Below are 12293 nucleotides of genomic sequence, written 5' to 3' on the forward strand. Positions count from 1 at the left end.
GCATCCTCTGTCACGGCAGGTACCGCCACGCCCCCAAGCGCGTGCCGTCGCCGAGCCCCTCTTCGTATTCCTTAGCCTCGGCCAGCAGCCATTCGCGGAAGCGCGATACGCCGCTGTGGCCTTCGGAGCGTTTCGGGTACACGAGGTAATAGGCTTCCGTGACACGCAGGCGCTCTTCGCACAGCACGGTGAGCGCGCCGCACTCGATCAGCGAGCGCGCCATCACGAGGCGGCCGAGGGCCACGCCCATGCCTTCGAGCACCGCGCGTTGCAGGTGCTCCGTATTGTCGAAGCGGGCGACGTAGCGCGAGGGCAAGGGCATGCCAAAGGCCTCGGCCCAATCGTTCCAGCGGCCGGACGGGTCGCCGAGAAGCGGCCACCCGGAAAGCGATGCGCCCGGCAGGCCGCCCATGCGGCGTACCAGCGAGGGACTGGCGATCGGCACGATGTACTCGTCGAACAGCCGCTCCGCCTTCGTCCGCGGCCAGGAGCCGAGTCCGTACCGGAACGCCACGTCGACCGTGGGCTCTCGGTCGAAATCGACCACCGAGACGGACGAATGCAGGCTGAGTTCCAGTTCGGGGTGCTTGCCCACCAGCCGAGGCAGCCGGGGCACCAGCCAGCTCGACGCCACCGAGGGAAGCACACTCACCGTCACGGCGTCCTGGTGGCGACTTTCGTATCTGCCGAGCGCGTGCTCGATACCCTCGTAGTGGTGGCCGATGGCTTCGAGGAGGTTGGCGCCCTCGGTGGTGAGGGTGACGCCGCGCGGGCCCCGGTCGAACAGCGGCCGGCCCAGGCGTTCCTCCAGGTTGCGGATCTGGTGGCTCAGTGCGCTGACGGTGAGGTTCAGCTGCTCCGCCGCACGCGAGAGCTTGCCCGTCCGGGCGACCAGGACAAACCCCTGAAGCAAACCGAGCGGCAGGCGGGACATGTGAAAAATCCTCAAGACCGGGTTGCAAACATATCGCTTTTATACCGCCCGCGGTACGGGCACCCTTTACTCCCATTGTAGTCGCAGCTCCTTGCGGCGTCACTTCGGAAGGAGGTTGTCATGGCTTCGATTTTCACCGGATTGGCCTTCATGCACGGGCACATCGTCGACCGCGAACTCGTACTTCGCCTCGGCAGGAGCGAACCGGCACGCGGAACCGGCACGCGCGCCGCCGAGAAGCCGGCCCCCTCGCCTCCGCCGGCACCCGCGGGCGTGGCCTGCGCCACCTGCTGACGGATACGCCGCCTCAACCTTGCCTGCGTCATCATCGAGGTTTCCGCCCTATCGGAGATCACGCATGACGCTTCGCCAACTTGGCCGTTCGCCCTTGCAGGTGGCTCCCCTCGCCTTCGGGGGCAATGTGTTCGGATGGAGTGTCGATGAGCCCCGCTCGTTCGACCTCCTCGACGCTTTCGTCGACCACGGTTTCAACCTGATCGACACCGCCGACGTCTACGAGGCGTGGGTGCCCGGCAACGAAGGCGGCGAGTCGGAAACGATCATCGGCAACTGGCTGGCACGCAGCGGCAAGCGCGACAAGGTCGTGATCGCGACCAAGGTGGGCAAGTGGGCGCGATACCCGGGCCTGTCGCCGACGAATATCCGCGAGGCGGTGGAAGATTCGCTGCGCCGGTTGCGCACGGATCACATCGATCTCTACCAGTCGCACGAGGACGACCCGAAGGTGCCGCTGGAGGAAACCCTGCGCGCGTTCGACGACCTGGTAACGGCCGGCAAGGTGCGCGTCATTGGCGCGTCCAACTACGCGGCCACCCGGCTCGCCGACGCGCTGGACACCAGCACGTCGAAGGGGCTCGCACGTTACGAGTCGATGCAGCCGGAGTACAACCTCATGGATCGCGCCGGCTTCGAAGATGCCTTGCAGGCGCTATGCGTGAAGGAACAGGTGGGCGTCATCAGCTACTACTCGCTCGCCAGCGGCTTCCTCACCGGCAAATATCGGAGCGAGGCCGACCTCGCCAAGAGCACGGCACGCGGTGCACGCGTGAAGAACTACCTCGGCGAGCGCGGTTCGCGTGTCCTTTCCGCGCTGGACGACGTGGCCGCGGCGCACGGCGCCACGCCGGCACAGGTGGCCCTGGCGTGGACGATGGCCCAGCCGGGCATCACCGCCACCATCGCCAGCGCCACATCGCGCGAACAACTCGACGAATTGGCGAAGAGCGCAACGCTCGCACTCACGGCGGCCGAGTTGACGAAGCTGCGCACGGCGAGCGACGCCTGATTGGGGGATCAGCCGCGCGGCTGCAGCAGGTCTTCGATGCCGGCGCGCCAGAACAGCTCGCGGCGCACGCGGTCGGCGACGCCATTCACGATCTCGGCGCCGTCCTGGGACGGATCGACGTGCAAGCGGAAGGGCCGCTTGCCGAAGGGCATGTCCACCACCTCGACCATTTTGCGCGCTACCTCGGCGGCGTCCGCGTCAGCCGGCTCCAGGGCTGCCAGCCCCTTGAGGATCTTGTCGGGCATGCCGGCGTACGGGCCTTCCATGTATTCCACTTCGCGTGCCGTGTCGGCAGGCTTGCCGGCATGCACGAAGTGGTTCGTTCCCTTCGTGAACGCACCGGGCACCATGATGGAGGTCTCGATACCCCAGCGGGTGAGTTCGCCCGCGTAGCTCACCGCCAGCGAATCCATCGCCGCTTTCGCCGCGAAGTAAGGCGCGAGGAACGGCGGCGTTCCACCGCGTGTGCTGCTCGACGATACCCAGAGCAGCAGGCCGCGTCGCTGGCGGCGCATCGCGGGCAGCGCCGCACGGTTCACGCGCTGGGTCCCCAGCACGTTGACGTCGTAGAGCTGCGCGTATTGCTCCGCGGTGAAGGCCTCCGCCGGCCCGAAGACCATGTGCCCCGCGTTGTGCACGAGCACGTCGAGCCGGCCGTCGCGTTTCAGGATCTGTTCGATCGCGGCGTCGGCGGAGGCGTCGGAGGTCACGTCGAGTTCGACCACGCGCAGGTCGACGTTCCGTTCCTTCGCCTCCTTCAGGACGGCGTCCGCCTGGGCCGCATTGCGGCCCGCGATATCGCGCATGCTCGCGTACACGGTGTGGCCGGCGTCGGCGAGGGCGCGCGCGGTCAACAGGCCAAAGCCGCTGGAGGCGCCGGTGATGAGGATGATCTGCTTCATGACGTATGGCTCCGCTTGAGAGATCAGACGACGCCGCCGTTGGCGCGAAGCACCTGCCCGTTGATCCATGCGCCGTCCGGCCCGACGAGGAACGCGACGGCCGCCGCGATGTCCTCGGGCGTACCCAGACGCTCGAGCGGCGAGAGATTGGCGAGGCGGTCGATCAATTCGTCCGACTTCCCATTGAGGAAGAGGTCCGTTGCAGTGGGACCGGGCGCGATGGCGTTCACCGTGATCTCGCGACCGCGCAGTTCGCGGGCAAGCACCATGGTGGCGGCCTCGATCGCGGCCTTCGTAGCCGCGTAAGCCGCGTACCCGGGTTGCAGAAGACCGACGACACTGGAAGAGAAGTTGACGACGCGGCCGCCCTTGCGCAGGCGCCGAGCCGCTTCGCGCATGGTGTTGAAGCTGCCCTTCACGTTGATGTCGAACAGACGGTCGTAATCCTCTTCGGTCAACTCGGCGATCGGTGCGAGTTGCATGACGCCGGCGTTGTTCACGAGCACATCCATCCCGCCGTAAACCTCTTCGACGGTGTCGAACAGGCGGCGGACATCGGCCGCCTTGGACACGTCGCCCTGCGCACTGATGGCCTGACCGCCGGCGGACTCGATGTCGCGCACGACGTTTTCGGCGGCCTGGGCGTTGCCGGCGTAGTTCACCACCACGGTAAACCCGTCCCGGGCGAGGCGTTTGGCCACTGCGGCGCCGATGCCGCGCGAGGCGCCCGTGACGAGGGCGGTCCTGGTTTGGGTAGTCGCGTTCATGTCGATCCTCCGATTCCGGCGCCATTGCCGGGTGGAGATAAGCATGCGCGTTGTCCTGCAACGGATAATCGGCCAGAATTTGGCAATAGCATTCCATCAGATGGAATAATTAGATGGCTCTGGACCGATTCGACACCATGCGGCTCTTCGTCCGGATCGTGGAACGGCGCAGTTTCACCCTCGCCGCGAACGACCTCGACCTACCCCGCTCGACGGCGACCCAGGCCATCAAGCGCCTGGAAAGCCGTCTCGGCGTGCGCCTGCTGCAGAGGACGACGCGTCATGTGAGCCCCACCCTCGACGGCGAGGCCTACCATCGACGCTGCCTTGCCATCCTGGCGGACGTGGAAGACGCGGAGGCCGCATTCACGGACGCGCGGCCGACCGGGCTACTGCGCGTGGATGTGCAGGGCACCCTCGCGCGTACCTTCGTCCTTCCCGACCTGCCGGATTTCCTGGCCCGCTATCCGGGCCTGCGCGTGCATATCGGTGAGGGCGACCGCCTTGTGGACCTCGTGCGCGAGGGCGTGGACTGCGTGCTGCGAGTCGGCGATCTCCACGACAGCAGCATGGTGGGCCGGCGCATTGCGATGCTGGAGGAAGTGACCTGTGCCAGCCCCGGTTACCTCGAGCGACATGGCACGCCGCACACCCTGGACGACCTCGATGGCCACGTTGCCATCGGCTTCGTGTCCACGGCCACCGGGAGCACCCTGCCGCTCGAGTTCGTGCACGGAGGCGAGGTGCGCAACGTCACGCTGCCGTCGGTCGTGACCGTTTCCGGTGCGGAGACGAACACGATGCTCGCTCGTCTCGGCCTCGGCCTGATCCAGGTGCCGCTCTATCACGTGGCGAAGGATCTCGCCGACGGCACGCTGGTGCGTGTACTTCACGACCAGCCGCCGACACCCTCGCCCGTATCCCTGCTGTATCCGCACAGCCGCCAGCTTTCGCCACGTGTGCGCGTATTCATCGACTGGCTCGCCGGCACGTTCAGCGCACGTGCCGGCGAGGGCGTCACCGTGGTCTGACGCCATCGTCAGTCGACGATGCGGCCCTCCGTGTCCACGACGTGCAACGCGGGGAATTGTTGCCGCAGCTGGGCTTCGATACTGCTGCGGTCGCCGACGATCACCCAGGTTCTGCCTTGCGTGCGAAGAAGGTCCGCCAGCGCGCCGCTGACGCGCTCCGCGCTCAACCCCCCAAGCACGGCAGGCAGCGTCTGCCAGAAGTCGTCGCGGCGCCCAAGCTTCACCGACATGGCAAGATTGGCCATCAATGCCTGGTCCGTTTGCAGCGCCGCCGTCAGCGAGCGCGCGAGGCCTGTGCGTACGCTGGCCACTTCCGTGTCCGAAAGGGGCGTGGAGCCGTCCACCAACGCGGATATTTCGCGGCGGATCTCGGCGACAGCATCGGCCGTGCGATCGGCCTGGACCGGCGCGTGGACGGTGAACGTTCGCGGACCGCGTTGGCGGGACAGGCCACCCGCCACGCCGTAGCTCCACCCCTTGTCTTGCCGCAGGTTGGCATTCAGGCGTGAGCCCGGCAGGTCGGCGAACACCTGGCTTGCCAGATCGAGATTCAGGTCCTCGCTTGCCGGCGGGGCCAGTGAGCCGACCGCAATGTGTGCTTGCCGGGCGCCCGGCCGGTCGACGAGGTAAGCCATGTCGCCCGGCTCTCGCGTCACGGCATGCATCGGCGCGGACGGTATCGGCGCGACGGGAGGCACCCACTCTGCAAACGCGCTTTCGAGTTGGCGTGCGCCCTCCTCGTGCGTTACGTCCCCGACCATGACCACGGTGAGGTTGTCGGGCCGCAGGTAATCGCGGCGATAGGCGCCGGCCGCATTTGCGTCCAGTGCTTGCAGCGATTCGCGCGTGCCATGGGGAAAGGCCGCAAAACCATAGGGATGGCCTTCACCGAAAAGCAGGCGATTCATCAGCCCGTGGGCGAGGCCGAAGGAAGTCATCGCCCCCGTATCGGCTGCTGCCAGCCGCTGCGTTCGCACGCGATCGATGTCTTCCTGGCCGACGTCGTGGCGGATGGCATCGACCATGAGCGCAAGGCCGGCTTGCAGCCTATCGCGAGGCACGCGCAGGCCGACCGTGCATGCGTCGACCTCGCAACCGGTTTCGAACGTGGCGCCGAGACGATCTGCCTGCATCGTGGCGGCGCCTTCGAGCAATGACATGGTGAACAGCGCGGTGCCGGGCAGCCGCCCGAAGTCGCCGGCGCTGCCACCGCCAAACAGGAAGCGGACGCGCACGAACGGCGAACCGGTACGCTGCGTGGACACCAGCGTGGACCCACTGCGGAGTCGACGCCGGTGCACGGCGGGGAACGAGAATTCCGCGGCACTTTCGACGACGGGCGGCGGGACCTGGCGGTCGACCGCCCACCCGTGCGAGGCGCGGAAGGCTCCGGTCGCCACGACCCCCGGTGCAGGTTGTCCTTCGGCGACGCCAAGGCCCGTGTCGGACGCATCTTCGGCCTCGGCATCGAATCCTTCCGGCGCTGGCAGCACCGTCAGCGTGTAGCTGGGTTGAGTGAGCCAGGCCGCTGCCTCGCGGCGTACCGACTCGGCATCCGCGTGTGCCATCCGTAACTGGACCACCCACTCCTCTCCCGGATCGTCGTGCAACGCCTGCCCCCGAGCCAGGCGTCGCGCCTTGGCATCCATACGCTCGGTTCCCGCCAGGAAAGCCGTGTTCTCCCGCACCTGTGCAAGGGCCATCTCGTCGCTATCCGGACCATTTGCCACGAACCGGCGCAACTCATCGTCGAGTGCCGATTCGACGGCCGCGGAATCTGCCCCTTCGGCCACATCGACGACCAGCCACAACATGCCGGCAAGCGCGAGGGACGGAACATACGCCGCGACGTCGCTGGCCACGCGGTCTTGTGTGACCAACCGGGCATGCAGGCGCGACGCGGTGCCGTCGCCCAGGATGCGCGCCGCCAGCCGCAAGCGAGCCGCGGCATCGGTCCCTGCCTGCGGGATGGGCCACGCCCGGACGATGCGATGGGTGGCTACGTGGTCGTGCATCGTGCCGCGAGCCGCCACACGCAAAGGAACGACCCACGGCTGCTGTCGCACCAGGTCGGGGCCCGGCACCAGGTCGCCGAAGTAAGTCATGGCCTTTTCCCTTGCGGCTTCCGGCGCGATGTCCCCGGCCACCACCAGCGTGGCATTGGCGGCGCCGTAATGGTTCCGGAACCAGGAACGCGCGTCTTCGACGGTCAGGTTGTCGAGATCCGGCGCGTGACCGTCGACGTCATGGTGGTAGGGATGATTCGCTGGAAACAGATGACGGAGCAGGTGCGGGTGTGTACGTGCGTAAGGAAGGTCCAGCGTATCCCGATTCTCGTTACGGACGACCGCACGCTCGGTCGTCAGCCGCGCCTGGTCGAGTGGGCCGAGCAGATGCCCCATGCGATCGGACTCCAGCCACAACGCCCTGTCCAGTGCGACCGTCGGCACGGTGGCGTAGTACGCGGTGTGATCGAACGATGTATCGGCGTTGACGTTCCCGCCGCCCATGTCGTGCATTGCGTCGAGGAAGGGTGCGTTGTAGTGCTTCGACCCGCGGAACATGAGGTGTTCGAACAGGTGGGCGAAACCGGTGCGGCCGGCCGGCTCGTCGGCGGAACCCACGCGATACCACACGGCGAGCGACACGATCGGCGCGCTGTGGTCTTCATGCACGACGACCTTCAGGCCGTTGGGCAGGCGCAGGCTCCGGTAGGCAAGGACTTCCGCGGCAGACGCTGCGGGCCACACGGCCAACACGCCCAGCGAAGCGAATACCGCAACGCGCAACAGCGCGGTACCGGAAAAAGATGCGGTCATACAAAACTCCCATGCAGTGGAGCATGGAAGTTAGGTGCCGGGCGGTGCGGATCCTATCGGTCGGTACCGCCCGCGCAGGTGGGGGTTGTGTATCAGTTCTTGAGGGGCACGGTTTCGAAACCGCCCTGCGGCGTGGTGCTTGCCGGCGGCGGAGGCGGCGTGTCGCTTCGCGTCGGCGTCAGGTTGCGGCTGCCACAGGTGTACGCGCCCCAATCCTGCGAACCGTTGTTGGGCTCGCCCAGCGGCTTCACCGTGTCGGCACCCATCTTCGCGGCTTCGTTGCGCGCCATGACTTCGAGTTCGTCGCGCACCTTGAGATCGTTGCGATCGACGGGACCGATACGGCTGGTGACCGAGACGGTGATCTTGCCTTGATCGCGGCAGCTGCCGACGTCGCCGTTCCACGCCGTGCGCACGTTGCGCGCGCTGTCGTCGAGCTTGATGCCCCAGTCGCAACCGGAAAGCGCGAGTGGAATGAGGAGGAAGAGGATCTTGCGCATGGGAGGCTCCGGCAGAACGTTCGGTGCTTATGCTAACGGGGATGACCATCGAGGCGCGATCCATCCACGGATCGCGCCTCCCTTGCGTTCATTTCGCGGACGCGGCCATGGGCTTGCCCTGCCCTGCGCCCGCCTGTTTCACCGGGTGACCGTCGGCATCGATGACCTGCACTTCGCCGAGGTTCAGCGCCCGGATGGGGGCCTCGATCTTGCGCAGGTCGCCCACGATCACCCAGGTGAGCGCGTCGGGGCGAACCACCTCGGACAAGGCGGCCTCGGCGGCGCGGCGATCCACTGCCTCGATGCGCGGCTTCAACGTTTGCACGTAGTCGTCCGGGCGGTCGTACACGAGGATACCGGTCATCGCGCCGAGCACGGCGCTGGTCGTCTCGAAGCTGCCCGGGAGGGCACGCACGCGCTGCGCGCGAATCTTGGCGATCTCGTCGTCGGTCAACGGCTTCGCGCCGACGACGGCCTTCGCTTCCTTGAGGATTTCCTCCGCCGACTGGGCCGTCTTGTCCGTCTGCACCGGCGCGTAGATGAGCATGGGGCGCTGGCCCTGCGCATCCGACAGCATGCTGCCGGCGCCATACGCCCAGCGCTTCTCTTCGCGCAGGTTCATGTTGAGTCGCGAGGTGAAGGTGCCGCCGAAGGCGCCGTTGGCGATGCCGAGGTCGAGTGCGTTCTTCGCCTTCGTCGAGGGCGCGATCAGGCCGGCGAGAATGAGCGACTGCGGCGCGTCGGTGCGGTTGATGAGGAAGACGCGTGGCTTGGGCTGCACGGCGACCATGCCCAGGTTCTTCTTCGGCACAGGACTCGCCGGCGGCGTCCAGTCGCCGAAAACCGCATTCAGTTGCGGCAGGATCTCGGCCAGCGTGGTATCCCCGGCCACGAGGATGCGCATGTTGTCCGGACGCAGGAAGTCGCGCTGGAAGGCTTTCAGGTCGTCGGCTTTCAGCGAGGCAATGGCCTCCGCGGTGCCGCTACCCGTGAACGGAATGCCGTAGGCATGCCCGGGGCCGTAAAGGAGCGGCGGAAGCGTGCGCAGCGCGAGCCCGGTCGGCTCGGTCTTTTCCTGCGCGATGCCGGCGAGCCACTGCCCGCGGATGCGCTCGATGTCCTCCGCCTTGAATGCCGGGTGACGCACGATATCCGCGAACAGATCCAGGGAAGGCTTCAACTGCGCATTGAGCGCGTTGAGGCCGACAGCGCAGGTATCCAGCGAGCAGTTGGCGGTGACGAAGGCGCCGAGGCGTTCCTTGCGTCGAGCCACTTCCACCGAATCCAGCGACGCCGTGCTTTCTTCCAGCAACGTGGAGGTGAAGCTCGCCGTGCCGAGCTTGCGGCCCTGGTCGGCGGCGTAGCCGGCGTCGAAGAGCACTTGCACCTGCGTCACCGGCACGGTGTGGCGTTCGGCGAGCACCACTTCCACGCCGTTCTTCAGCTTGCCGCGCTGAAGAGCCGGGAAGACGAGGTCGGGGAAGCTGTCGACCGAAGGCACGCCCTTGGCGCGGTCCACGTCTGACTTGGCCACGGTGTAGTTGCCGGGCTTCGGCAACACAGGGGCGGGCTTCTTGCCCGAAGGACCGAGCCCCACCACCGCCTTGTCTTCGGCCGCGGGATCGAAACCGGGAGCGGCGGGAAGCACGGTGAGGGTGTAGTCGCCCTTCGCCAGCCAGGTCTTGGAAGCCTTCAGTACCGAGGCAACCGTGGCGGCCTGCGCGCGCTCCAGGTCTGTCTTGTAGGCCGCCGGATCGTTGCGGTACACCTGCCCCTCGGCAAGGATCGCCGCCTTGCCGGACCCACCCACTTTCTCGATGCCGCGAATGAAACTTGCGCTGTTGAGCACCTTGGCGCGAGCCAGTTCGTCTTCCGTGGGACCAGTGGCGAGGAATTCCTTCCACACGTCGGCGATGGCCGCTTCGACCTTCGCGGGATCGACGCCGTTCTTCACGTCGACGCTCAGCTGCACCTGGCTGGCAAGGGCGAAGGGAGCGATGCCGACGCTGACGTCGTCGGCGAGCTTGTCCTGGTACACGAGACGCTGATAGAGGCGCGAGGTCTTGCCACCGCCGAGGACGGTGGTGGCGAGGTCGAGCTGGATGGCGTCGTCGCTGCCGAGTTGCGGCACGACCCACGTACGCAGGATGCGAACCTGCGCCACCTGGTCGTGCTGCACGCCGCGCGTGGAGGTTTGCACCGGAGTGATCCACGGCTGCTGGCGGGGTACCGGCGGACCGGCCGGAATGTCGCCGAAGTATTTCTCGGCCTTCGCCTTCGCCTGTGCCGGCGTAATGTCGCCAGCCAGCACCAGGGTGGTGTTCGCGGCGCCGTAGTAGTCGTGGAACCACTTCTTGACGTCGGCGAGCGAGGCTGCGTCCAGATCGGCCATGGAGCCGATCGTGTCGTGGTGGTAGGGGTGATTCGCCGGATACGTGTTGAGCAGGACGTTCTCGTCAACGCGGCCATAGGGGCGGTTCTCGCCCTGGCGTTTTTCGTTTTGCACCACGCCGCGCTGCGTGTCGAGTTCCTTCTGGCCGATGGCACCGAGCAGGTGGCCCATGCGGTCGGACTCCATCCACAGCGCCATGTCGAGCGCGGTGGTGGGCACGGTCTCGAAGTAGTTCGTGCGGTCGAACCACGTGGTGCCGTTCATGTCGGTGGCGCCGGCCAGTTCGAACGGCTGGAAGTACGTGCCCTTGCGGTTCTCGGAGCCCGAGAACATGAGGTGCTCGAAGAGGTGCGCGAAGCCCGTCTTGCCCTTCGGCTCGTCGGCGGAACCGACGTGGTACCAGATGCTGACCGCGACCACCGGCGCCTTGTGGTCCTCGTGGACCACCACGGTAAGGCCGTTGGACAACTGGAATCGGGTGAAGGGGATATCGGGGATGGCATCGGTCGATGCCGGGGCGGCGGACACGGCGCCGACCAGGAACATCAGCCCCGCGGCAAGCAGGGCGTAGCACTTCTTCATCTATGGCTCCTCAGGGCCTTCGTGGCCTCGACTCGTCGAGGCTAGCCCGCGTCGTCCGTCCGGCGCAATCGGCCCCTGGTCATGGTCGCGGACGGTGTCCGCTCGGGCCCGGGCAGTGTCCGCGGACAACCACGCGCACCGGGACGACCTGACAAACCTCATGCGAATCAGCTGATTGCGCGAACTTAAAAGCTGGCACGGCGTTTGCGTTACTAGGCATACGAAGCCGGTGGAGACACCCCCCGGCACACCGACGGGAGAACGCCATGAAGTACGAAATGCTGATGCTCCGCAGCCTGCTGGTCACCACGATGCTGATCTGCGGCCTGACCCTCGGCCAGATGTTCTGACCATGCGTACCAACACGATGCAAGGAAACGACACCATGAAACACGAACTCCTGATGCTCCGCAGCCTACTGGTGGCCTCGCTGCTCGTCTGTGGCCTGATCCTCGGCAACATGCTTACCTACGCCGGCGAGCCGATCCAACTGGCCCACCTGAGCGCGGCGAGCGTCAGCAGCACCGCCCCGGCCTGCCCGCTCCCGCCGGATGGCGTCGTGTGCCCCTTCGCGGCCTCATAATGGGCGCATGCCCCACGTCATCCTGTTCCGACCTGAGATTCCGCCCAATACGGGCAACGTGATCCGCCTCTGCGCCAATACCGGCGCGGCTTTGCACCTCGTGCGACCGCTTGGCTTCGAGCTGGACGACACCCGCCTGCGCCGCGCCGGACTGGATTACCACGAGTTCGCCCGCGTCGCCGTCCACGACGACCTCGACGCCTGCCTCGCCGCGATCGGCCATCCCCGCGTCTTCGCCTTTTCCACCCGTGGCCGCCGGCTGCACACGGACATTGCCTTCGCGGAAGGCGACGCCTTGCTGTTCGGTTGCGAAACCGCCGGCCTGCCAGACACGGTGCTCGACGCGATTCCGGACGAGCAGCGCATCCGCCTGCCCATGCGCCCCGGCAACCGCAGCCTCAACCTCTCCAATGCCGTCGCCGTCGCCGTGTTCGAGGCGTGGCGCCAGACGGGATTCGACGGCGCCGCCACCTAAGC

11 protein-coding genes are annotated in these 12293 nt (G+C 66.8%); 5 read left to right on the forward strand and 6 right to left on the reverse strand.

Translation table 11 applies throughout. The features are described from left to right. Positions 1-10: 10 nt before the first annotated feature. Entirely contained in the window at positions 11-934 is a 924-nt protein-coding gene (locus tag FHS47_RS13210; protein WP_167028645.1) for a LysR substrate-binding domain-containing protein, read from the reverse strand. 120 nt (positions 935-1054) lie between these two features. Here FHS47_RS13210 and FHS47_RS13215 point away from each other — a divergent pair, with 120 nt between their 5' ends. Beyond that, positions 1055-1228 (forward strand): hypothetical protein, encoded by a 174-nt coding sequence (locus FHS47_RS13215; protein ID WP_167028647.1) that lies wholly within the window; start codon positions 1055-1057, stop codon positions 1226-1228. Between the two features lie 64 nt (positions 1229-1292). Further along, positions 1293-2240 carry an aldo/keto reductase gene (locus tag FHS47_RS13220; protein WP_167028650.1) on the forward strand — a complete coding sequence of 316 codons (948 nt, stop codon included), beginning with the start codon at positions 1293-1295 and terminating at the stop codon, positions 2238-2240. A gap of 8 nt (positions 2241-2248) precedes the next feature. Here the strand turns inward: FHS47_RS13220 and FHS47_RS13225 are convergent, their stop codons facing one another. Together FHS47_RS13225 and FHS47_RS13230 are read right to left on the reverse strand one after the other, a co-directional pair. Next, positions 2249-3142, reverse strand: a complete 894-nt coding sequence (locus tag FHS47_RS13225; RefSeq protein WP_167028653.1) for an SDR family oxidoreductase — start codon at positions 3140-3142, stop codon at positions 2249-2251. 23 nt (positions 3143-3165) lie between these two features. Continuing rightward, complete coding sequence (locus FHS47_RS13230) at positions 3166-3909, reverse strand: SDR family oxidoreductase (RefSeq protein ID WP_167028656.1); 744 nt, start codon at positions 3907-3909, stop codon at positions 3166-3168. Positions 3910-4028: 119 nt separating this feature from the next. On the opposite strand from FHS47_RS13230, the gene FHS47_RS13235 reads away from it, so the two are divergent. Next, entirely contained in the window at positions 4029-4940 is a 912-nt protein-coding gene (locus FHS47_RS13235; protein WP_167030141.1) for a LysR family transcriptional regulator, read from the forward strand. Between the two features lie 8 nt (positions 4941-4948). Here FHS47_RS13235 and FHS47_RS13240 read toward each other — a convergent pair whose 3' ends face one another. The 3 genes from FHS47_RS13240 to FHS47_RS13250 form a co-directional block, all read right to left on the reverse strand. Further along, positions 4949-7759, reverse strand: a complete 2811-nt coding sequence (locus FHS47_RS13240) for a pitrilysin family protein (protein WP_167028659.1) — start codon at positions 7757-7759, stop codon at positions 4949-4951. Between the two features lie 92 nt (positions 7760-7851). Continuing rightward, positions 7852-8259, reverse strand: a complete 408-nt coding sequence (locus FHS47_RS13245; protein ID WP_167028662.1) for a DUF4156 domain-containing protein — start codon at positions 8257-8259, stop codon at positions 7852-7854. 88 nt (positions 8260-8347) lie between these two features. Then, complete coding sequence (locus tag FHS47_RS13250; RefSeq protein ID WP_167028665.1) at positions 8348-11233, reverse strand: pitrilysin family protein; 2886 nt, start codon at positions 11231-11233, stop codon at positions 8348-8350. Between the two features lie 385 nt (positions 11234-11618). On the opposite strand from FHS47_RS13250, the gene FHS47_RS13255 reads away from it, so the two are divergent. Both FHS47_RS13255 and FHS47_RS13260 read left to right on the forward strand, forming a co-directional pair. Next, a complete protein-coding gene (locus FHS47_RS13255; protein WP_167028667.1) occupies positions 11619-11816 on the forward strand; it encodes a hypothetical protein in 198 nt (65 codons plus the stop codon). Between the two features lie 7 nt (positions 11817-11823). Next, positions 11824-12291: a tRNA (cytidine(34)-2'-O)-methyltransferase gene (locus FHS47_RS13260; RefSeq protein WP_167028671.1), complete on the forward strand. Its 468-nt coding sequence runs from the start codon at positions 11824-11826 to the stop codon at positions 12289-12291. The last annotated feature ends 2 nt before the right edge of the window (positions 12292-12293 follow it).

This window comes from Luteibacter sp. SG786, from assembly GCF_011759605.1.
Lineage (GTDB): Bacteria > Pseudomonadota > Gammaproteobacteria > Xanthomonadales > Rhodanobacteraceae > Luteibacter.

Excerpts from the sequence above, each read along its gene's own strand:
- FHS47_RS13225 (WP_167028653.1), bottom strand. The coding sequence starts at position 3,142 with ATGAAGCAGATCATCCTCATCACCGGCGCCTCCAGCGGCTTTGGCCTG.
- FHS47_RS13210 (WP_167028645.1), bottom strand. The coding sequence starts at position 934 with ATGTCCCGCCTGCCGCTCGGTTTGCTTCAGGGGTTTGTCCTGGTCGCC.
- FHS47_RS13230 (WP_167028656.1), bottom strand. The coding sequence starts at position 3,909 with ATGAACGCGACTACCCAAACCAGGACCGCCCTCGTCACGGGCGCCTCG.
- FHS47_RS13255 (WP_167028667.1), top strand. The coding sequence starts at position 11,619 with ATGAAACACGAACTCCTGATGCTCCGCAGCCTACTGGTGGCCTCGCTG.
- FHS47_RS13240 (WP_167028659.1), bottom strand. The coding sequence starts at position 7,759 with ATGACCGCATCTTTTTCCGGTACCGCGCTGTTGCGCGTTGCGGTATTC.
- FHS47_RS13215 (WP_167028647.1), top strand. The coding sequence starts at position 1,055 with ATGGCTTCGATTTTCACCGGATTGGCCTTCATGCACGGGCACATCGTC.
- FHS47_RS13245 (WP_167028662.1), bottom strand. The coding sequence starts at position 8,259 with ATGCGCAAGATCCTCTTCCTCCTCATTCCACTCGCGCTTTCCGGTTGC.
- FHS47_RS13260 (WP_167028671.1), top strand. The coding sequence starts at position 11,824 with ATGCCCCACGTCATCCTGTTCCGACCTGAGATTCCGCCCAATACGGGC.
- FHS47_RS13250 (WP_167028665.1), bottom strand. The coding sequence starts at position 11,233 with ATGAAGAAGTGCTACGCCCTGCTTGCCGCGGGGCTGATGTTCCTGGTC.
- FHS47_RS13220 (WP_167028650.1), top strand. The coding sequence starts at position 1,293 with ATGACGCTTCGCCAACTTGGCCGTTCGCCCTTGCAGGTGGCTCCCCTC.